The sequence below is a fragment of the Nesterenkonia lutea genome (genome assembly GCF_014873955.1).
Taxonomy (GTDB): Bacteria; Actinomycetota; Actinomycetes; order Actinomycetales; family Micrococcaceae; genus Nesterenkonia; species Nesterenkonia lutea.
The window spans coordinates 242,734-262,815 of record NZ_JADBED010000001.1; the positions used below are offsets into that span (position 1 = coordinate 242,734).

General features: G+C 67.8%; 16 protein-coding genes. 12 read left to right on the forward strand and 4 right to left on the reverse strand.

Annotation, left to right across the window (positions count from 1 at the left end):
• The first annotated feature begins 79 nt into the window (after positions 1-79).
• Complete coding sequence (locus tag H4W27_RS01200; protein WP_192594313.1) at positions 80-2,098, forward strand: PTS mannitol transporter subunit IICBA; 2,019 nt, start codon at positions 80-82, stop codon at positions 2,096-2,098.
• A 115-nt stretch (positions 2,099-2,213) separates the two neighbouring features.
• Positions 2,214-3,356, forward strand: a complete 1,143-nt coding sequence (locus H4W27_RS01205; RefSeq protein ID WP_192594314.1) for a mannitol-1-phosphate 5-dehydrogenase — start codon at positions 2,214-2,216, stop codon at positions 3,354-3,356.
• An 18-nt stretch (positions 3,357-3,374) separates the two neighbouring features.
• On the opposite strand, the gene H4W27_RS01210 is transcribed toward H4W27_RS01205, so the two are convergent.
• From H4W27_RS01210 to H4W27_RS01225, 4 genes are all read right to left on the reverse strand, one after another.
• The gene (locus tag H4W27_RS01210; RefSeq protein WP_192594315.1) at positions 3,375-5,249 is read right to left on the reverse strand and encodes an acetyl/propionyl/methylcrotonyl-CoA carboxylase subunit alpha; all 1,875 of its coding nucleotides are present in this window, start codon (positions 5,247-5,249) and stop codon (positions 3,375-3,377) included.
• A gap of 75 nt (positions 5,250-5,324) precedes the next feature.
• Positions 5,325-5,990 (reverse strand): Maf family protein, encoded by a 666-nt coding sequence (locus H4W27_RS01215; RefSeq protein WP_192594316.1) that lies wholly within the window; start codon positions 5,988-5,990, stop codon positions 5,325-5,327.
• Positions 5,987-6,325 carry an acyl-CoA carboxylase epsilon subunit gene (locus tag H4W27_RS01220; RefSeq protein ID WP_192594317.1) on the reverse strand — a complete coding sequence of 113 codons (339 nt, stop codon included), beginning with the start codon at positions 6,323-6,325 and terminating at the stop codon, positions 5,987-5,989. The genes H4W27_RS01215 and H4W27_RS01220 overlap by 4 nt, the downstream gene beginning before the upstream one ends.
• Positions 6,326-6,339: 14 nt before the next feature.
• Positions 6,340-7,923 carry an acyl-CoA carboxylase subunit beta gene (locus H4W27_RS01225; protein ID WP_192594318.1) on the reverse strand — a complete coding sequence of 528 codons (1,584 nt, stop codon included), beginning with the start codon at positions 7,921-7,923 and terminating at the stop codon, positions 6,340-6,342.
• Between the two features lie 191 nt (positions 7,924-8,114).
• On the opposite strand from H4W27_RS01225, the gene H4W27_RS01230 reads away from it, so the two are divergent.
• The 10 genes from H4W27_RS01230 to H4W27_RS01275 all read left to right on the forward strand — a co-directional run bounded on the left by H4W27_RS01230 (position 8,115) and on the right by H4W27_RS01275 (position 20,042).
• The gene (locus H4W27_RS01230; RefSeq protein ID WP_192594319.1) at positions 8,115-9,098 is read left to right on the forward strand and encodes an SDR family oxidoreductase; all 984 of its coding nucleotides are present in this window, start codon (positions 8,115-8,117) and stop codon (positions 9,096-9,098) included.
• A gap of 72 nt (positions 9,099-9,170) precedes the next feature.
• Positions 9,171-10,160 carry a biotin--[acetyl-CoA-carboxylase] ligase gene (locus H4W27_RS01235; protein ID WP_192594320.1) on the forward strand — a complete coding sequence of 330 codons (990 nt, stop codon included), beginning with the start codon at positions 9,171-9,173 and terminating at the stop codon, positions 10,158-10,160.
• 130 nt (positions 10,161-10,290) lie between these two features.
• Complete coding sequence (locus H4W27_RS01240) at positions 10,291-10,896, forward strand: hypothetical protein (protein ID WP_192594321.1); 606 nt, start codon at positions 10,291-10,293, stop codon at positions 10,894-10,896.
• 490 nt (positions 10,897-11,386) lie between these two features.
• Positions 11,387-12,436, forward strand: coding sequence for an adenylate/guanylate cyclase domain-containing protein (locus tag H4W27_RS01245; RefSeq protein WP_192596348.1), 1,050 nt, complete (start codon positions 11,387-11,389; stop codon positions 12,434-12,436).
• 144 nt (positions 12,437-12,580) lie between these two features.
• The gene (locus H4W27_RS01250; RefSeq protein ID WP_318782061.1) at positions 12,581-13,435 is read left to right on the forward strand and encodes a PP2C family protein-serine/threonine phosphatase; all 855 of its coding nucleotides are present in this window, start codon (positions 12,581-12,583) and stop codon (positions 13,433-13,435) included.
• A gap of 114 nt (positions 13,436-13,549) precedes the next feature.
• Positions 13,550-14,608 (forward strand): baeRF2 domain-containing protein, encoded by a 1,059-nt coding sequence (locus H4W27_RS01255; protein WP_192594322.1) that lies wholly within the window; start codon positions 13,550-13,552, stop codon positions 14,606-14,608.
• 191 nt (positions 14,609-14,799) lie between these two features.
• Positions 14,800-15,096: an Asp-tRNA(Asn)/Glu-tRNA(Gln) amidotransferase subunit GatC gene (gatC, locus tag H4W27_RS01260; protein WP_192594323.1), complete on the forward strand. Its 297-nt coding sequence runs from the start codon at positions 14,800-14,802 to the stop codon at positions 15,094-15,096.
• Positions 15,097-15,104: 8 nt separating this feature from the next.
• Complete coding sequence (gatA, locus tag H4W27_RS01265; protein ID WP_192594324.1) at positions 15,105-16,685, forward strand: Asp-tRNA(Asn)/Glu-tRNA(Gln) amidotransferase subunit GatA; 1,581 nt, start codon at positions 15,105-15,107, stop codon at positions 16,683-16,685.
• An 8-nt stretch (positions 16,686-16,693) separates the two neighbouring features.
• Entirely contained in the window at positions 16,694-18,214 is a 1,521-nt protein-coding gene (gene gatB, locus H4W27_RS01270) for an Asp-tRNA(Asn)/Glu-tRNA(Gln) amidotransferase subunit GatB (protein ID WP_192594325.1), read from the forward strand.
• Positions 18,215-18,488: 274 nt separating this feature from the next.
• The gene (locus tag H4W27_RS01275) at positions 18,489-20,042 is read left to right on the forward strand and encodes an alanine/glycine:cation symporter family protein (protein WP_192594326.1); all 1,554 of its coding nucleotides are present in this window, start codon (positions 18,489-18,491) and stop codon (positions 20,040-20,042) included.
• Positions 20,043-20,082 lie beyond the last annotated feature (40 nt).

Sequence of the window (20,082 nt, forward strand, 5' to 3'; positions counted from 1 at the left end):
AGGTCCGCCACCAGGCGGACCACCACCTTGGACGCATCCACAGGGGGTCGTCTCACCAGCAGAAGAAAGAGGCTCCGCCATGACAACGGTGTCAGCTGAGACGAACGAGAAGGGCGGCGCGCGAGTTGCCGTCCAGAAGTTCGGCTCATTCCTCTCGGGCATGATCATGCCCAACATTCCCGCGCTGATCGCATGGGGCATCATCACCGCGCTGTTCATCGAGGCGGGGTTCCTGCCCAATGAGGCACTCGCCTCGCTCGTCGGACCGATGATCCACTACCTCCTGCCCCTGCTGATCGCCATGCAGGGCGGCCGCATGGTCTATGAGACGCGCGGCGCCGTCGTCGGTGCCATCGCGACCATGGGCGTCATCGCAGGCTCGGACTGGATCGTGGCGCAGTTCAACGCAGGCCTCCCCGAGGGTGCCGACGCACTGGGTGAGGTGCACATGTTCATCGGTGCGATGATCATGGGTCCGCTCGGGGCCTACGTGATCAAGCAGCTGGACAAGCTGTGGGAGGGCAAGATCAAGTCCGGCTTCGAGATGCTGGTCAACATGTTCTCCGCCGGCATCGCCGGGTTCGTGCTCGCCATCGCAGGCTTCTACTGGCTGGCACCGGTCATCAACGCACTCATGGATGTCATGGGCACGGCAGTGCGCTGGCTCATCGACACCAACCTGCTGCCACTGACCTCGATCATCATCGAACCGGCCAAGGTCTTCTTCCTCAACAACGCCATCAACCACGGCGTGCTGACCCCGCTGGGCGTCACCGAGGCGGCAGAGAATGGCAAGTCCATCCTCTTCCTGCTCGAGGCAAACCCAGGACCGGGCTTCGGCGTCCTGCTCGCCTTCACCATCTTCGGTGTGGGTGCTGCAAAGGCCACAGCCCCGGGCGCCCTGCTCATCCAGTTCATCGGCGGCATCCACGAGATCTACTTCCCCTACGTGCTGATGAAGCCGGCCCTGCTGCTGGCAGTCATCGCAGGTGGCGCCACCGGTGTGGGCACCAACATGGTCTTCGATGCGGGCCTGCGTGCTCCGGCATCGCCTGGATCGATCCTGGCCGTGCTGGCACAGACCGCCTCGGACTCCTACCTCGGTGTGATCCTCTCGGTCGTCCTCTCCGCAGCTGTGACCTTCGCGGTGGCGTCAGTCATCCTGCTCTCCAGCCGCAGGCGCGACCTCGCGGCGACCGAGGACAGCTTCTCCGAGGCTGTGGCCAAGACCGAAGCGAACAAGGGCAAGTCCTCCTCGCATCTGTCCAACCTCTCCGCGGCCACCGCGGTGCCGGCACAGAAGATCACCAACATCGTCTTTGCCTGCGACGCCGGCATGGGCTCCTCCGCAATGGGCGCCTCGGTGCTGCGCAAGAAGATCACCAGTGCGGGCATCGAAGGCGTCAGCGTGACCAACAAGGCCATCGCAGCCCTCCCCGGCAACGCTGACCTGGTCATCACCCAGCAGCAGCTCACCGATCGGGCCAAGGCCAAGGAGCCTCAGGCCGTCCATGTCTCGGTGGACAGCTTCATGAACGCCCCGGAGTACGACGACGTCGTGGCGCTGGTCCGCGAGAGTGAAGCCCAGCAGGGCGGACCCTCCTCCGGCGCCGGCTCGGACCAGGCCGGGGGAGTGGCCACGGACACCCGCGTCCGCAGCGACTCACAGATCCTCACCCTGTCCCAGGTCCGGATCCACGCCGGGTCCGCCTCCCAGGACCAGGCGCTGACCGAGGCGGCCGAGATTCTCGGCTCCGCCGGCGCGGTGACCGAGGATTACCTGGCAGCCATGCGGGACCGCGAGGCCACAGTGTCCACCTATATGGGCAACGAGCTGGCGATCCCGCACGGCACCAATGATGCGAAGTCGGCCGTGAAGGCCTCGGCCCTGTCAGTCACCCGCTACGACGGCGGCGTGGACTGGTCCGGGGAGAAGGTCACCTTCGTGATCGGCATCGCCGGCGTCGGGGACGAGCACCTGGAGATCCTGGCGAAGATCGCTGAGCTCTTCGCTGACGAGTCCGAGGTGGCCCGGCTCAAGCAGGCCTCCTCCGAGGAGGAGCTGCTGCGGCTTCTCTCGGCAGTCAACAAGGGCTGACCTGCCGAACCATCGCAAGACCTGACCGTGGAGGGGTGCATCGCCGGGGCACCCGGGGATGCACCCCTCCGCTGTTCGGCACCCTGTTCTGAGCACTCAACCTCTGGGAGACACTATGAAGGCAGTCCATTTCGGCGCTGGCAATATCGGCCGCGGTTTCGTCGGAACCCTGTTGCATGAGGGCGGCTACGAGCTCGTCTTCTCGGACGTGGCGGCCCCGCTGGTGGACGCCCTCACTCAGGCGGAGAGCTACACCGTCCATGAGGTGGGAGCCGGCGGGCAGGATCGGGTGGTCACGAACTTCCGCGCCGTCAACAGCTCTGAGGATCCCGAGGCGGTGGCCGACGAGGTCTCCTCCGCCCAGGTGGTGACCACTGCTGTCGGGCCCACCATCTTGAAGTTCATCGCCCCCCACATTCTCGCGGGACTGCGTCGCCGCCAGGAGCAGGCCGCCCCGCTGCAGATCATGGCCTGCGAGAACGCGCTGGGAGCCACCGATACGCTGCGTGAGCATGTGCAGGAGCTCGCAGGCGAGGAGTGGAAGCAGCTGTCTGCCCGGGCCGTCTTCGCCAACACCGCCGTGGACCGGATCGTTCCCGGTCAGCCGGTGGACGGCGGAGTGGATGTCACCGTGGAGCCCTTCTACGAATGGGCCATCGAGTCGGGGCCCTTGGGCACGGCGCGGCCGAACATTCCGGGCGCCCACTTCGTGGAGGACCTGGGCCCCTACATCGAGCGCAAGCTCTTCACCGTCAACACCGGGCACGCCGCCGCGGCCTACCTCGGGTTCCGTGCCGGCACGGAGAAGATCGCCGAGGCACTGGCCGATGAGAGCGTCTTCGCTGGAGTCCGTGCCGCGCTGGAGGAGACCTCCGCGCTGCTGGTGGACAAGCACGGCTTCGCTCCGGAGGAGATGGCCGACTACCGGGAGACCATCCTGGAGCGGTTCCGCAACCCGGAGCTGCCCGACACCGTGGACCGGGTGGGCCGGCAGCCGCTGCGCAAGCTCTCCCGACATGAGCGTCTCATCGGGCCCGCTGTGGAGGCCGAGGAGCGCGGACTCAGCGTGGAAGGACTGCTCGCCGTCGTGGAGGCGGCGCTGTACTTCGAATCGGGCGAGGACGAGCAGACCCGCCAGCTGCAGGCGCTGCTCACCGAGCTCGACGCCGACGCGCTGACCACGGAGGTCACCGGACTCCTGGCAGGAGATCCGCTCTTCGACCGGGTCCGGGACATGGTCGCCGCCCGCCAGCGCTGAACCCAGCGGCCTGCAGCGTCAGTCGACGATGCTGGCCACGACCTCGCCGGCGGTGACCGTGGAGCCGGGCTTCGCCTTGAGCCCCTTGAGCTTGCCCGCCTTGTGCGCGGTGATCGGCTGTTCCATCTTCATCGCCTCGAGCACCAGGACCAGATCACCCTCGGCGACCTTGGCGCCGTCCTTGGCAGCCACCTTCACGATCGTGCCCTGCATGGGTGAGGTCAGATCGTCACCGGAGACGGCGGCCGCCCCGGTGCTCCGGACCTTCCGGCGCTTGGCGACCCCCGTCGGCTTGCCGCCGAGCCTGCCTGCCGCCAGCGCGGCCGGCAGGTTCACGGTGACGCGCTTGCCGTTGACCTCGAGCACCACGGATTCACGGGCGCCGGCGCGCTCATGAGGCGGGTGGGCCATCAGCGCGTTGTAGGGCTCGATCTGATTGTCGAACTCGGTCTCGATCCAGCGGGTGTGCACACCGAAGCTCTCCGTGGGTGCCGGCCGGCGTCGTCCGCTCCGGTCCGAGGCAGCGGAGGCCGGCGCGCCCGAGCCGCCGGGATGGCCGCTGCTCGTGCCGCCTGTGGAGTCGCCGATCAGCTCCGGGGCGAACGCCGCGTCCTCGAGCACCGCACGGTGGAAGGGCAGCACTGTGGGCATCCCCTCCACCTTCATCTCCTTCAGCGCGCGTCGGGCGCGGCGCAGCGCCTGTTCCCGGGTGGCGCCGGTGATGATGACCTTGGCGATCATGGAGTCGAAGGCCCCTGAGATGGTCTCCCCGGCATGGACGCCGGAGTCCACGCGCACACCAGGTCCGGTGGGCAGGTCGAAGGTCTCCAGGGTCCCCGGCGCGGGCATGAAGTTTCGACCCGGATCCTCGCCGTTGATGCGGAACTCGATGCTGTGTCCGCGGATCTCCGGGTCCTCGTAGCCCAGCCGTTCCCCGCGGGCGATCCGGAACTGTTCACGGACCAGGTCGATGCCGGTGACCTCCTCGGAGACCGGATGCTCCACCTGCAGCCGCGTGTTGACCTCCAGGAAGCTGATCGTGCCGTCCTGACCGATGAGGAACTCACAGGTGCCTGCGCCCACATAGCCTGCTTCGCGCATGATCGCCTTGGAGGACCGATAGAGCTGCCGGTTCTGCGCCCTGGTCAAGAACGGCGCCGGCGCCTCCTCCACCAGCTTCTGGTTGCGGCGCTGCAGGGAGCAGTCCCGGGTGGAGATCACCACGACGTTGCCGTGCTTGTCGGCGAGGCACTGGGTCTCGACGTGCCGAGGAGAGTCCAGGAACCGTTCGATGAAGCACTCACCGCGGCCGAAGGCCGAGACGGCCTCACGGACGGCGGATTCGTAGAGCTCCGCGATCTCGTCATGTTCGCGCACCACCTTGATCCCGCGTCCTCCGCCGCCGTAGGCCGCTTTGATCGCCAGCGGGAGCCCTTGCTTCTCCGCGAAACGCATGACCTCCTTGGCGTCCTTGACCGGCTCCTTGGTGCCTGGCGCCAGCGGGGCGCCGACCTTCTCGGCCAGCTGACGCGCCGAGACCTTGTCTCCCAGGAGCTCGATGGCCCGCGGGGAGGGGCCGATCCAAGTCAGTCCGGCATCGATGACGGCCTGGGCGAACTCGGCGTTCTCGGAGAGAAAGCCGTAGCCCGGGTGGATCGCGTCGGCGCCGGTGGCCCGGGCCGCGGCGATGATCTTGGGGATGCTCAGGTAGCTGTCGGCAGCGGTGGCTCCGCCCAGCGCGAAGGCCTCGTCGGCCATCTGCACGTGCACCGAGTCGCGGTCTGGATCGGCATAGACGGCGACGGCGGCGAGACCCTCGTCCTGGGCGGCGCGGATCACACGCACGGCGATCTCGCCGCGGTTGGCGATCAGGACCTTGGTGAAGTCGGTCATGGTTCCTCTCTCTGCTTTCGCTGACACCCGCCGGAGCGGGTTCGCAGGAGCAGTCTGTACCGCCCCTGGTGAGTCTCAGTGGTGCGCCGCCGGTGACGGCGCGGACCAGAAATCTGTGATGGACTGCCCGAGCTCGGCGAGCATCGCGCGCAGCGCCGCGGGGGAGACCCCGATGACCGAGAGGTGGTCGCCTTCAACCTTCTCGATGAAGGCGGACCCGCGTCCGTCGATGGTGAACGCCCCGGCGCAGTGCAGCGGCTCCCCGGATTCGGCGTAGAGCTGGATCTCCGCATCGGTGGGCTCCCCGAAGCTGACCAGGGTGGACACCGTCCGCTGGGCGCGGCGGCCGGTGCTGGCATCGATGAGCGTATGGCCGGAGTGCAGCACCCCGGTGCGACCGCGCATGAGTCTCCAGCGCGCCACGGCCACGCCCACCTCATAGGGCTTGCCGTAGCTGACGCCGTCGAGCTCGAAGACAGAGTCACAGCCGAGCACCACCGTCGCGGTGGTCCCCGCCGCAGCGCGCACCTCGGGCAGGTCGACGACGGCGGCCGCCTTCAGGTCGGCCAGCAGCTGAGCCTCCGCCGCCGGCGTGATCGCCTGACCCTCGGCGCGCGCCCCCGCGGCCGCAACGGCCGCCGGTTCGTCCACATGGGAGACACGCACCGTGAAACCGATGCCGGCCTGGTTCAGGATGCGGGCGCGGCTCGTGGAGGCGGAGCCCAGGACGAGTCTGGTCATCGCAGTCCCGCCGCATGCTTCCAGGAGTCAGCCCCGGGACGTCCCCACAGTCCCAGCCGTCGACGCCGCTGCAGGGTCCGGTCCGCCGGACCGGCCGTGCCGGCACCGCTGTCCTCGGCCTCCGCCGAGGCCGACAGCGTGCCGAGCAGCGCGGTGACCGCAGCCAGCTCCTCGTCCGCCAGCCCGGCCCCACGGAGGTCCAGGTCAGAACCCGGGGCCTCATCCTGCTCGACGTCCTGGGCCGCATCCTGAGCGGCGGACTCGGCCTCGTCCGACGGGTCTGTCGGGCCCGTCTGTCGGGGCTGGTCTGTTGAGTTCACAGGTGCACCGGTCATGTTCTCAGCCCCTCCTAGAGCGGAATGTTCCCGTGCTTCTTGGCCGGCAGAGCCTCACGCTTATGCTGCGTGGCGCGCAGAGCGTGGCAGATCTGCCAGCGGGTCTCAGCGGGCTCGATCACGGCATCGATGTAGCCGAGCTCGGCCGCCTGATAGGGGTTGAGCAGCTCCGCCTCATAGTCCTCGATCAGCGACTTCCGGCGCCCCTCGACATCGCCTCCCGATTTCTCCACAGCGGCGAGGTCGCGCCGGTAGAGGATGTTCACGGCACCCTGGGCGCCCATCACGCCGATCTGCGCCGTGGGCCAGGCCAGGTTCACATCGGCGCCGAGCTTCTTGGAGCCCATCACGATGTACGCCCCGCCGAAGGCTTTGCGGGTGATGACCGTGATCTTCGGGACTGTCGCCTCGGCATAGGCGTAGAGCAGCTTGGCTCCGCGGCGGATGATGCCGTTGAACTCCTGATCGGTGCCGGGCAGGAAGCCGGGGACATCGACCAGGGTCAGGATCGGGATGTTGAAGGCGTCGCAGAAGCGCACGAACCGGGCGGCCTTCTCCGAGGCGGCGATGTCCAGGGTCCCTGCGAACTGGGTGGGCTGGTTGGCGACGACGCCGACGGAGCGCCCTTCGACCCGGCCGAAGCCGATGGTCACGTTCGGCGCGTAGAGGCTCTGCAGCTCCAGGAAGTGCCCCTCGTCGAGGATCTGCTCGATGAGCGTGCGCATGTCATAGGGCGCGGAGGAGGAGTCGGGGATCAGCGAGTTCAACGCCTCGTCCCCGGTCTCGATCTTGGGCCGCTCCTCATGGTCCTCGATGGGGGCCTCCGCCAGGTTGTTCAGCGGCAGGAACTCCAGGAGCTCCTTGGCGAACTCGATGGCGTCCTCCTCATCGGTGGCCATATAGGCGGCGGTGCCGGTGGTCGTGGAATGCGAGCGCGCCCCGCCGAGCGTCTCCATGTCCACATCCTCACCGGTGACGGACTTGATCACGTCAGGGCCGGTGATGAACATGTGCGAGGTCTTGTCCACCATGATCACGAAATCGGTCAGCGCCGGCGAGTAGGCCGCGCCGCCCGCGGAGGGTCCCATGATCAGCGTGATCTGGGGGATCACTCCGGAGGAATGGACGTTGTTCCGGAAGATGTCGGCGAACATCGCCAGCGAGGAGACGCCCTCCTGGATGCGGGCGCCCCCGCCGTCGTTGATCCCGATGACCGGGCAGCCGTTGCGGGCCGCGAACTCCTGGACCTTGACGATCTTCTCCCCGTTCACCTTGGAGAGCGAGCCCCCGAAGACGGTGAAGTCCTGGGCGTAGACGGCGACGAGCCGCCCGTCGATCGTGCCGTAGCCGGAGACCAGACCGTCGCCCAGCGGATGGCGGGTCTCCATTCCGAAGGAGGTGGAGCGGTGCACGGCCATGGCGTCGAACTCCACGAAGGAGTCCTGGTCCAGAAGCATGTCGATGCGCTCGCGAGCGGTGTTCTTGCCGCGGCTGTGCTGCCTGGCCACGGCCTCCTCGCCCGCGGGGGCCTGAGTCTTGTCGCGGCGGCGGCGGAAGTCAGCGAGTTTGCCGGCGGTGGTGGTGAGATCTGACGTCATGGCTGCGCGGGGGCACCTTTCCGATCGCAGGCTGGAGGAAGTCCACAATTCAGCGGCCAGTCTATCCACGGATCAGGGCTCATCCGCTGTGGACTCTCTACAAGATCCCACGTGAGATCCCATGCAGCAGTTGCGCCGGGAGTCGGACACGGCCGCTTCCGTCCCAGGTTACCCACCGGTAGGGTGGGGCTATGACCCAGTTCACATCCTCAGACGCAGCCTCCTCCGCAGAGACGGTCACCCCCGTCTCCGCCGATCTCACCGGGCGGACGGCACTGATCTCCGGCGGCTCACGCGGGATCGGCCATGCGATCGCCGTGGCTCTGGCCGCCCGAGGAGCCAACGTGGCGCTGGTGGCGAAGACCGACACTCCGCATCCGAAGCTCGCCGGCACCGTCCACACCGCCGTGGAAGACATCTGCGCCGCGGGCGGCAACGGACTGGCCGTGGTCGGAGACGTGCGTCGTGATGAAGACGTGAGCGCCGCCGTCGAACGCACCGTGGAGACCTTCGGCGGAATCGACATCCTGATCAACAACGCCTCGGCCATCGATCTGTCCCCCACCGAGGGGCTGGACATGAAGCGCTACGACCTGATGCATGACATCAATGTCCGGGGAACGTTTCTGCTCTCCAAGCTGGCGGCCCCGCACCTGCGCGCCAGCGCCGCCAGGCATCGGGCTGATGCCCCCGCGGGCGGGGGCGAGTCCGGCTTCACGCCGCAGATTCTCACGCTCTCCCCGCCGCTGGCGCTGGCTGAGGCGGGACTGGACCCTGTCTGGCTGGGCAAGCACCTGGCCTACACGATGTCGAAGTACGGGATGTCGATGACCACCGTGGGCCTGGCTGAGGAGCTCGCCGCCGACGGCGTGGTCGTGAACTCGCTGTGGCCCGCGACCTATATCGACACCGCCGCGATCAGGAACCTGGCGACGCTCGCCGGTGAACAGGGCGAGGCCATGATCCGGGGGGCCCGCCGGGTGGAGATCGTCGCCGACGCCGCAGTGGCCGTGCTCTCCGGACAGATGACGAGCCGCGACGGCGAGGGCGGACAACGTCCGATCAGCGGAGCCTTCCTCACCGATGAGCAGGTGCTGCGCCACCTGGGCATCACCGACCTCGCCGACTATGCCGTGGATCCGGGGAGCGAGCTGATTCCCGACGCGTTCCTCTGAGCAGCTGGCTGCTCGGCGGCGCGGCTCGCTCCCGGCCATGAGTCGTCTGCACCGGTGGCCTACTCTTGGCCCATGACCGCCGCTCCGCCTCCGCTGCACGCCCTGCCTGCTCTGGACATCGACCTGCTGCGGCGACGACTGCTTCGCGGCGCCGGCGGCGGCTATGCCCGCGTGGAGCGGATCGAGTCCGTGGGCTCCACGAATCAGCACCTCCTCGATGCCCTGGCCGCTGATGACGCGGCAACGGCGTCCTGGCCGCATCTGTCCGTGCTGACAGCAGAGGAGCAGACAGGAGGCCGCGGACGTCTCGGCCGGGTCTGGACCTCACCCAGGGGCGCCTCGCTGTCCACCTCGATCGTGCTGCGGCCCCGGCTTGACCCGACCCATCTGGGCTGGCTCTCGATGCTGGCAGGCAGGACCCTGGTGGACACGCTGCGCGAGGACCACGGGCTGGACACGGCGTCCCAGCGTGCGGTGCTGAAGTGGCCCAATGATGTCCAGGTGACCCAGCCCGTCGGTGCGGAGAAGAAGATCAGCGGGATCCTCGCCGCCGCGGTGCCAGCCATGGCTGGGAGCGGACCGAGCGCCGTCGTCCTGGGCATCGGCATCAATGTGCTGCTTCAGGACACGCAGCTGCCCACCGAGAACGCGACGTCGGTGCTGATCGAGCTGCGGCGCGCCGCGAACGGGCCGGTCCCCGCGGAGCTGGGCGGAGAAGAGGCCGCGCGACTGCGCACCGAGCTGCTCTGCGGCTTCCTGGAGCGCTTCGCGCTGCGGCTGCACGCGGTGGAGGAGCTGGCGTCGCGGGACCCCGAGGGGGTGTCGGTGCTGCTGCGCGAGCAGGTCGGGGAGGTGCTGAGCACACTCGGCCAGCAGGTCCGGGTGGAGCTTCCCCACGGCGGCGCTGAACGCGGGGTGGCGCGGTCACTGGGACCGGATGGCTCCCTCCAGGTGCAGGTGAGCCATGTTCGGTCGGGCCTGGAGCGGGACTGGACGGTCTGCGAGCCGGTGCTGAGATCGTTCTCCGCGGGCGACGTCGTCCATCTCCGCCCGTCCCCCTAGCGTTTTACCGGGCCCTGCGTGCTTTACCGGCGCTGCGGTCGCGCAGGTAGTTTGCGCAGGGGGCGGTAAAACGCAGGGAAATGCTCCCCGGTAGACTGAGCGGCGAGAACCGTTGTGATGATGAGTTGTGATGATGACCGGCAGGAGGCTGTGGCTGACCATGAAGCTCAAGCTGGTCGAGGGTGAACAGGTGGTCATTCGGACCCGCGCCCACCACCGCGCGCTGCTGCCGGCGCTGATCAGCTTCCTGGTCACCGTGGCGATCATGAGCTTCCTGCTGGGCTACATCGCCCGCGCCGATCAGCCCGAGTTCATCGAGCACTACCACCACATCGGCGTGTTCGTCATCTGGGCCGGAGGACTCCTGGGCCTGGCGTTCGGCTCGCTCAAGCCCGCACTGAGCTGGGCCAACCGACTCACCTACCTGACCAGTCATCGCCTGGTGCAGAAGAACGTCATCGGTGCCGCCCAGGCGACCGTGGTTCCGCTGGGGCTGCTCTCCGAGGTGCAGATGAAGCAGTCGCGGCTGCAGTCCATGTCCGACTCGGGGGACCTGCTGCTGCTCCACGGCGCCTACGGCCAGCACCAGCGCACGCGCCTGAACAACATGCCCGACGCCCAGCACTTCCAGACCGTCATCGCCGAGCAGCTGAGCGAGTACCGTCGCAACGTGGCCGCCCAGTACGCGAACCAGGCCCCCGCTCCGGGCGGATATGGAGAAGCCCACTATGCCTGAACCGCGTGACCGCAGCAGAGACAACGATCCGCGCCCGGTCTACCTCGGCGGGGAGGACCCCGACGTCTCCTGGCGCGCCGTCCGGCATGACCCTGCGCCCAGCAGCTCGGGGGCCGCGGCGGGATCCGGCGGTCCGGGTTCCGGTTCTGGAGACGTGGACCAGTCCGCGGCACAGACCGGAACAGAGCCGGTCTCGCCCTCCGGGGCGGAATCGGCGGACTACACCTCCGCAGAGCTGGAGGCCGCCCGCAGAGACTGGTCAGACTTCAACTCTCCGCGGCTGCATGGCCAGGTGCGCCAGGCCATGCTCCAGGAGGCCGGGGGCCGCAGCATCAGCGCCGGTCCCGATGCGGCCGCACCCGCGGAGGGACTCGCCGACCGCACGGTCAGCCGCGCCGCCCGCGAGGCTCAGACGGCTCGGACGCGTTCCGCGGATGCCGCGGCAGGCCATGAGCGCTCCCCGGAGACCGCCGCGATCCCCATTCCGAGCATGGAGCAGCGCCAGTGGCACCGGACCATCCGCGAGCTGGAACATCGGCTCCTCGGCGCCGAACGGACCCTGACCTACCGCGAGATGGCCCGGCAGCTCGGCGTCTCCACCCGCTCCGCCCGCCGACTCTGGCGCGCGCTGGGCTTCCCGAACCTCGACGACGACGTCAAGGCCTTCACCCAGGCCGATGTGGAGGCCCTGGCCACCATGATCGAACTGGTCCGCGATCAGCACCTCAACGAGGAGACCGCCATCTCGCTGACCCGCTCCGTGGGCCAGATGACCGACCGCATGGTCGTCTGGCAGATCGAGGCGCTGGTGGAGGACAAGATCGCCAACGACCAGCTCTCGGACGCAGTGGCACGCACCCAGGTGGTGGAGACGCTGCCGAAGCTCATCGAACCCATCCAGAAGCTGATGGGCTACACCTGGCGCCGGCAGCTCTCCGCGGCGCTGCAGCGGCTGACCGTGCGGGTCGAGTCCGGCCTGGCCGCCAGCGCCCACGGGCGCACCGGCGAGGAGAACGACTCGGCGCTGCCGCTGGCCCGTGCTGTGGGCTTCGCCGATCTCGTCTCCTACACCTCACTCTCCCGACAGATGAACGAGCGCACCCTGGCGCACATGGTCCAGCACTTCGAGTCAAAATGTGCCGAGATCATCTCCATCGGCGGCGGCCGACTGGTCAAGACGGTCGGGGACGAGGTCCTCTACAACGCGGAGACCCCCGAGGCAGGTGCCGAGATCGCCCTGGCACTGGCCGAATCCATAGCCGCCGACGGCGTGCTCCCCGAGGCGCGGGTATCGGTGGTCTGGGGACGGGTGCTCTCCCGGATGGGGGACATCTACGGACCCACGGTGAACCTCGCCGCAAGACTCACCTCGCTGGCCGACCCGGGGACGATCCTGGTGGACCAGGTGACCGCCCAGACGCTGGAGACCAACCCCGACTATCTGCTGGTGCCCCAGCCCCCACGCATCGTGCGAGGCTTCGGAGAGGTCCAGCCGAACATGCTGCTGCGCGGCCAGGGAGCCGGCATGGAGCGGGACTGACGCCGCGCCTGCCTCGCGCTTTCCGCCTCACTGTCAGCTGCGCACCGTCAGGTGCGCACCGGCAGGTCGACGGTGAGGCAACGGGAGGGCGGCGGCCGTGCAATGTGTCCACCGTGATCAGCCGCCCCGTGACAAGATAGAGATGTGGCAGCCAGCGCAGAAGGTCCAGAAGAAGCCCAGGAGTCCCGCCAGGAGCCTGCGGGCCTGTACCTGGACTATGGCTACGGGTCTCATGTGGGCCTGCGCCGAGAGCTCAACGAGGACTCTTCGGTCATCACCGACACCCTCTTCGCCGTGGCCGACGGCATGGGCGGTCACGAGGCCGGTGAAGTCGCCTCGGCCCTGGCCGTGCAGACCCTCGCGGACGGCTGGAACCGCGCCGAGGGCCGCGTCTCACGGGACCAGATCCAGGCCTACCTGGGCGAGGCCGATCAGCGCATCCGTGAGGCCACGGACTCCAAGGCGGGGACCACCGTCTCGGGCGCCCTGTTGGAGGACCATGAGGACGGTCTGAGTTGGGTCGTGTTCAACATCGGTGACTCCAGGACCTACCTCTACGAGCAGGCCGAGCTGCGCCAGCTGACCAGGGACCACTCCCAGGTCCAGGACATGTTCGACTCCGGCCTGATCACTGCCGAGGAGCTGCACAGCCATCCGCAGCGCAATGTCATCACCAGGGCCCTCGGCGCCGGCGAGATGTGGGACGCCGACTTCACCACTGCGGCCGTGCGCGCCGGACAGCGGCTGATGATCTGCTCCGACGGGCTCAGCGGAGAGCTCACCGACGATGAGATCGGCCGCATCCTCGGAGCCGGGCGCAATGCCCAGGACACCGTGGATTGGCTGATCCACCAGTCGCTGCGGGCCGGCGGGCGTGACAACGTCACCGTCGTCGTCGTCGATGTCCAGCAGCAGGATGTCCAGCAGCAGGATGCCCGGCAGCAGGATGTCCAGCAGCATGACTCCCCGAAGCAGGACGGCCCGCCGCAGGAGGATTGACGTGCTCCCGGCGTCTCGCTAGCGTCAGACAGAGACATCCGCTGTCACCGACGCTCGCGTCGGGCGGTCACGGAGCACCTCCGCCGCCGCCTTCGGACGCAGGAAGGAGCAACCATGCAGCTGACCACACTCCGAGGCGTCTATGAGGCCCAGGGCCCATTCGCCACCGTCTATCTCGAAGCGCGTTCCCCGGCCGCTGACGCCGAGGACCAGCTTCGCCTCCGTTGGCAGGATCTGCGCTCCCAGCTCGCCGACGCGGGCACTCCCGAGCCGGCGCTGACCGCACTGGACGAGGCGCTCGCCGAGGCCACCCCGACCGAGGTCCACGCCGAAGGCCGAGTCCTCGTGGCCGACCAGACCCGCGTGGTCCTGAACGAGCACTTCGATGCCGCGCAGGGATCCGGGGATCTCGCCGTGGTCGGCGAGCCTCCGCAGCTCGGGGACTACGTCCGCCAACGCCTCGGTGCTGTGCGGATGCTCGTGGCCATCGCCGACCAGAAGCAGGCCGTCATCCGTCGTCTTGTCGTCGCCGGCGAGGAGCTGCTGGCCTCCGGCGCCGAGGAATCGGTGCAGGGCAGCAGCGTCGAATCGGTGCACAAGCCGCGCGAGGGCGCGCTGAGCCATAAGCAGATCCAGCGCACGGCCGATGAGGCTGCCGCCCAGAACATCCGGGACATCTCCGCCCGCGTGGCCAAGATCGCTGACTCCTGGCACCCTGACGTGATCGTGATCGCCGGCGAGACGCAGGGCCGCCGCGGCCTGCACGAGGAGCTGCCCAAGGCTCTGCAGGACTCCACAGTGGAGGCCGAGTCCGGCGGCGGCATCCCGTCCGGCCACGCTGATGAGGGGACCGAGCAGGCCCTGAGCGAGGAGCTGACCGTCATCGCCCGCCGCGTGGTGATCCAGCGCAGCAAGGACCAGACCGACCGCTATGGCGAGGCACACGGACACGGACGCGCCGCAGAGGGCGCCGAGGCAGTCCGCGCCGCCGTGCGACTGGGCGCCGTCGAGACGCTGCTGCTGCGACAGCACGAGAAGGCCACCGACGAGGACGAGCTGCTCGCCGCCGCCGCCGGAGTGGGTGCCTCGGTCGGCCTGCTCGGCACATCCGCCGAGGACTCCGTCGCCGCGATCCTGCGCTACGAGGCCCCGATCGAGGACGTCGCCGACTGATCACCGAACAGCCTGGCCGAGAGTCCCGGCGCACGGCGCAGGACTGAGAAGTCGGGTCGACGACGGCGGCCGCTCACCACGCCAGGTGAGCGGCCGCCGTCGTGTCTGCGGGTCCTGCGCCTCGCCTTTGAGGATGGCCCCGACCGATAGACTGGGTCGAGTTCATCCACCACCGATCCCGAGGGAGCTGCATGTCTGAGATCTCGCGCGCCGACGTTGAGCATCTGGCAAAACTTGCGCACATCAGCATGACTGAGCAGGAACTGGAGAAGATGGCCGGTGAGCTGGCCGTCATCGTGGATTCCGTGGCGACCGTCTCTGAGGCCGTCTCCGGCGAGGTCCCAGCCACCAGCCATCCGCTGCCGCTGACCAACGTGTTCCGCGAGGACGAGGTCGGCCATGTCTTCACCGCTGAACAGTCGCTGCTCAATGCACCCGACGCTGAAGCCGGCCGTTTCAAGGTCCCGGCCATCCTGGACGAGGAGTGACCCCAGACATGACCACCCACACCCATGAGCTGATCCGGCTGACCGCCGCCGAGATGGCAGCGAAGCTGCGCGCCGGGGAGATCACCTCCGTGGCGCTGACCCAGGCACACCTGGATCGGATTGACACCGTCGACGGCGGCGAAGTCGGCATCCACGCCTTCCTGCACGTCTCTGCCGAGGAGGCCCTGCGCACCGCAGCCGAGGTGGACGCGATCCGCACGACCGGCGGTGCCGAGGCCGATGCCCTGCACCCGTTGGCCGGCGTGCCCATCGCAGTCAAAGACCTGATCGTCACCGAAGGTCAGCCCACCACCGCCGGATCCGCGATGCTTCAGGGCTGGATGAGCCCCTACGACGCCACCGTGGTGACCAAGCTGCGCGCGGCGAAGCTGCCGATCCTGGGCAAGACGAACCTGGACGAGTTTGCGATGGGCTCCTCCACCGAGCACTCCGCCTACGGCGTGACCCGCAACCCCTGGGACATCACCCGGATCCCCGGCGGATCAGGAGGCGGATCAGCCGCCGCCGTGGCCGCCTTCGAGGCGCCACTGGCGCTGGGCACCGACACCGGTGGGTCGATCCGCCAGCCCGGCGCCATGACCGGCACCGTCGGCGGCAAGCCCACCTATGGCGCGGTCTCCCGCTATGGGGCCATCGCGATGGCCTCCTCGCTGGACCAGATCGGTCCGGTGGCGCGCACCACCGAAGATGCCGCGCTGCTCCATGAGCTGATCGCCGGGCATGACCCCAGGGACTCCACCTCGCTGTCCGGCGAGGTCCCGGCCCTCGCCGAGGCCGTCCGCAGCGCTGACGTGTCGGGTCTGCGGATCGGAGTGATCAAGCAGCTCCAGGGCGAGGGATACCAGGAGGGCGTGCTGGCGCGCTTCCATGAGGCCCTCGACGCGCTGCGCGCGGCCGGTGCCGAGATCGTGGAGGTGGACTGTCCCAGCTTCGAGTATGCGCTGGGCGCGTACTACCTGATCATGCCCTCCGAGGCCTCCTCCAACCTCGCGAAGTTCGACGGCGTGCGCTACGGCACCCGGGTGCTCCCCGAGGGCGGGCCGCTGACCATCGAACGAGTGATGGGCTCCACCCGCGCCGCCGGATTCGGTGATGAGGTCAAGCGACGGATCATCCTGGGCACCTACGCGCTATCGGCGGGCTACTACGACGCCTACTACGGCTCCGCGCAGAAGGTCCGCACGCTGATCCAGCAGGACTTCGACGCCGCCTTCACCAAGGCCGACGTGCTGATCTCCCCGACCTCGCCCACGGTGGCGTTCCCGCTGGGTGAGAAGGACGACGACCCGCTGGCGATGTACCTCAACGACGTCGCCACCATCCCCGCCAACCTTGCCGGCATCCCCGGCCTCTCGGTGCCGGGCGGTCTCTCCGAAGGGCTGCCCGTGGGCATCCAGTTCCTCGCGCCGATCCGCGAGGACGCACGCGCCTACCGGGCCGGAGCGGCGCTGGAGAAGCTGCTCGCCCACAAGACGGGACCGTTCTGGGCCCAGGCGCCGGAGCTGTCCGAGGCATCGGAACTGACCCAGGCACCGGCGGAGGCGGCGGCTCAGCCCGCCGGGAAGTGAAGGAAGAGATGACTGACACGCTGACTGATGCAGAACCACTGAGCTACGAGGCGGCACTGGAGCAGTTCGATCCGGTGCTCGGCTTCGAGGTCCATGTGGAGCTGAACACCAAGACCAAGATGTTCTCCTCGGCACCCAATGCCTTCGGCGACGAGCCCAACACCAATGTCAACGAGGTCTGCCTGGGCCTGCCCGGCACGCTGCCGGTGGTCAACGGCAAGGCCGTGGAGTACGCGGTCAAGCTCGGCCTCGCGCTGAACTGCGAGATCGCCGAGAGGTGCCGCTTCGCGCGCAAGCAGTACTTCTACCCGGACACCCCGAAGAACTGGCAGACCTCCCAGTATGACGAGCCCATCGCCTTCGACGGCTACCTGGACATCGAACTGGACGACGGTGAGGTCTTCCGAGTGGAGATCGAACGCGCCCATATGGAGGAAGATGCAGGCAAGCTCACCCACGCCGGCACCTCAGGACGGATCCAGGGCGCGGACTATTCCCTGGTGGACTACAACCGGTCCGGCATCCCGCTGGTGGAGATCGTCACCAAGCCGATAGTCGGCGCCGGCGCCCGCGCCCCGGAGCTGGCCCGGGCCTATGTCTCGGCCGTGCGGGACATCGTCAAGGGGCTGGGGATCTCCGACGCCCGCATGGAGCGCGGCAACGTCCGCTGTGACGCCAACGTCTCGATGATGCCCAAGGGGACCACGACCTTCGGCACGCGCTCCGAGACGAAGAACGTGAACTCGCTGCGCGCCGTCGAGCATGCGGTGACCTACGAGATGCGCCGCCACGCCGGCATCCTGGCTGCCGGAGGGTCCATCGTGCAGGAGACCCGCCACTGGCAGGAGGGCACGCGGACCACGAGCTCGGGTCGCCCGAAGTCCGATGCTGATGACTACCGCTACTTCCCGGAGCCGGACCTGGTCCCGATCGTCACCACGTCCGCCTGGGTGGAGCAGCTGCGCGCTCAGCTGCCCGAGCCGCCGGCAGAGCGCCGCCGCCGGCTGCTGGCCGACTGGGGCTTCTCTGAGCAGGAGTTCCGTGATGTGGTCGCCGCAGATCTGCTGGATGAGATCCAGGAGACTGTCGCCTCCGGCGTCTCTCCTGCGGTGGCGCGCAAATGGTGGATGGGAGAGATCTCCCGGCTGGCCAACGCCCGCGATCTCGAACCGGCCGCCCTGGGTGTGCAGCCGGCGACCATCGGCGCACTGAACGCGCTGATCGAAGAGGGGCGGATCAACGACAAGATCGCCCGTCAGGTCCTGGAGCATGTCATCGCGGGGGAGGGCACCCCCGGCGAGATCGTCACCGCCCGCGGTCTGGAAGTCGTCTCCGACGATTCCGGCGCGCTGACGGCGGCCGTGGAGAAGGCCATGGCCGAGAACCCGGACGTGGTGGAGAAGATCGCTGGTGGCAAGCTCAAGGCCATCGGCGCACTGATCGGACCGGTCATGAAGGAGACCCGCGGCCAGGCCGATGCCGGCAAGGTCCGCGAGATCGTCCTCGCCAAGCTCGACATCGAAAGCTGAACCCGTCCCGACACGCTGGCTGACCGGCAGCTGAATATTTTCTGAACGGCCTGAGATCCGCGCCCCGGCGCGGGTCTCAGGCCGTTTTGTGTGTTCTATGGCACAATCCTCTCTTGTGCAATATTCCACCACCTGGAAACATGCACGATACACATTCATTGCGTGTCGCAAACTGACTGAAACAGTCGGGGAGTAGATTATTGCGCAACCCGGGGCTGCACCCCGGAGCGCAGTGTCACACGCGCTTGCACCGATCTTCGAATGAGGGAATCACATGAGCACCACGAGTGCATACATCACGGCGGCTGCCGCGGAGGAATCCGTTCTGCAGCAGACCGCCAACACCGTCGACGGGTGGTTCGCGGGAATCGCAGAGGGTTTCGCGAACATCATCTTCGCCACCATCCCGCTGGGCGGCTACGACGCTCCTGTCGTCGTGCTCTGGTCCATCCTCGCGGCCATAGGCTTCACGATCTACTTCGGCTTCGTCCAGTTCCGCACACCGAAGGTGAGCATCGAGGTGCTCCGCGGCAAGTGGACCACAAAGAAGGATCCGGGCGAGGTCTCCCACTTCCAGGCGCTGACCTCCGCAGTCTCCGCAACTGTGGGACTCGGCAACATCGCTGGCGTGGCCGCTGCAGTCTCCATCGGCGGCCCGGGTGCCACCTTCTGGATGATCATCGCCGGGCTGTTCGGCATGTGCACCAAGTTCGTCGAGTGCACGCTCGGCGTGAAGTACCGCTACATCGATGAGAACGGCATCGTCCACGGCGGACCGTTCCAGTATCTCAAGGTTGCCTTCCACAAGCTCGGCCGCATCCCGGTGGCGATCATCACCGGACTGTTCGCCATCGCCATCATGCTCTTCGGCGTGGTCGGCGGCGGCATGTTCCAGTCGAACCAGGCGTTCGGCCAGCTGCGTGCAGCCACCGGCGGCGAAGAGGGAATCTTCGGCTCTGAACTGGCGGCGCTGATCTTCGGCCTCATCTTCGCGGCGCTGGTCGGTGTGGTCATCATCGGTGGCATCAAGTCCATCGGCGCGGTCACCGCCAAGCTGGTCCCTGCCATGGCGCTCATCTACGTGGTGGCCTGCCTGATCGTCATCGCGGTGAACTTCGCCAACATCGGTGACGCTTTCGGCGCGATCATCGGTGGAGCCTTCTCTCCTGAGGGAATCTCCGGCGGCGTGCTCGGCGTCATCATCATCGGTGTCACCCGCGCGGCGTTCTCCAACGAGGCCGGCATCGGCTCGGCTCCGATCGCCCACTCGGCGGTCAAGACCCGTCGTCCGGTCTCCGAGGGCTTCAACGCGGCACTCGAGCCCTTCATCGACACCGTGGTGGTCTGCACCATGACCGCCCTGGTCATCATCTTCGCCTGGACCCCCGAGTACCAGGAGGCTCTGGACGCCGGTGGCGCGGAGAACCCGGTGGCGCTGACCTCGGCGGCCTTCGACTCCTTCCTGCCCGGCTTCAACATCGTGCTGACCGTCGCAGTCCTGCTGTTCGCCTACTCCACGCTGATCACCTGGGCCTACTACGGGATCCAGGCCTGGCGGCACCTCTTCGGCACCTCCAAGGTCGGTGACGCGATCTTCCGTGTGATGTTGCTCGTCCTGGTGATCCTGGGCTGCCTCGTCTCCGTCGGGAACATCTTCAGCTTTGCCGACTCGGCGCTGTTCATGTGCATCTTCATCAACGTGATCGGTCTGGTCATCCTGGCCCCGAAGGTCAAGGAAGAGATGAAGCAGTACCTGGCAGACCGCAAGGCAGGCCGCCTGCTGGAGGATCCGGAGCCGCTGCCCCACGAGCTGGCAGAGCGCCGCTGATTCCAGCAGCAGTGAGCATCTCCGCCCACTGAGCACAGAA

Excerpts from the sequence above, each read along its gene's own strand:
- H4W27_RS01240 (WP_192594321.1), top strand. The coding sequence starts at position 10,291 with ATGATGACCGGCAGGAGGCTGTGGCTGACCATGAAGCTCAAGCTGGTC.
- H4W27_RS01215 (WP_192594316.1), bottom strand. The coding sequence starts at position 5,990 with ATGACCAGACTCGTCCTGGGCTCCGCCTCCACGAGCCGCGCCCGCATC.
- H4W27_RS01220 (WP_192594317.1), bottom strand. The coding sequence starts at position 6,325 with ATGACCGGTGCACCTGTGAACTCAACAGACCAGCCCCGACAGACGGGC.
- gatA (WP_192594324.1), top strand. The coding sequence starts at position 15,105 with ATGACCACCCACACCCATGAGCTGATCCGGCTGACCGCCGCCGAGATG.
- gatB (WP_192594325.1), top strand. The coding sequence starts at position 16,694 with ATGACTGACACGCTGACTGATGCAGAACCACTGAGCTACGAGGCGGCA.
- H4W27_RS01235 (WP_192594320.1), top strand. The coding sequence starts at position 9,171 with ATGACCGCCGCTCCGCCTCCGCTGCACGCCCTGCCTGCTCTGGACATC.
- H4W27_RS01210 (WP_192594315.1), bottom strand. The coding sequence starts at position 5,249 with ATGACCGACTTCACCAAGGTCCTGATCGCCAACCGCGGCGAGATCGCC.
- gatC (WP_192594323.1), top strand. The coding sequence starts at position 14,800 with ATGTCTGAGATCTCGCGCGCCGACGTTGAGCATCTGGCAAAACTTGCG.
- H4W27_RS01255 (WP_192594322.1), top strand. The coding sequence starts at position 13,550 with ATGCAGCTGACCACACTCCGAGGCGTCTATGAGGCCCAGGGCCCATTC.
- H4W27_RS01245 (WP_192596348.1), top strand. The coding sequence starts at position 11,387 with ATGGAGCAGCGCCAGTGGCACCGGACCATCCGCGAGCTGGAACATCGG.
- H4W27_RS01200 (WP_192594313.1), top strand. The coding sequence starts at position 80 with ATGACAACGGTGTCAGCTGAGACGAACGAGAAGGGCGGCGCGCGAGTT.
- H4W27_RS01225 (WP_192594318.1), bottom strand. The coding sequence starts at position 7,923 with ATGACGTCAGATCTCACCACCACCGCCGGCAAACTCGCTGACTTCCGC.
- H4W27_RS01205 (WP_192594314.1), top strand. The coding sequence starts at position 2,214 with ATGAAGGCAGTCCATTTCGGCGCTGGCAATATCGGCCGCGGTTTCGTC.
- H4W27_RS01275 (WP_192594326.1), top strand. The coding sequence starts at position 18,489 with ATGAGCACCACGAGTGCATACATCACGGCGGCTGCCGCGGAGGAATCC.
- H4W27_RS01230 (WP_192594319.1), top strand. The coding sequence starts at position 8,115 with ATGACCCAGTTCACATCCTCAGACGCAGCCTCCTCCGCAGAGACGGTC.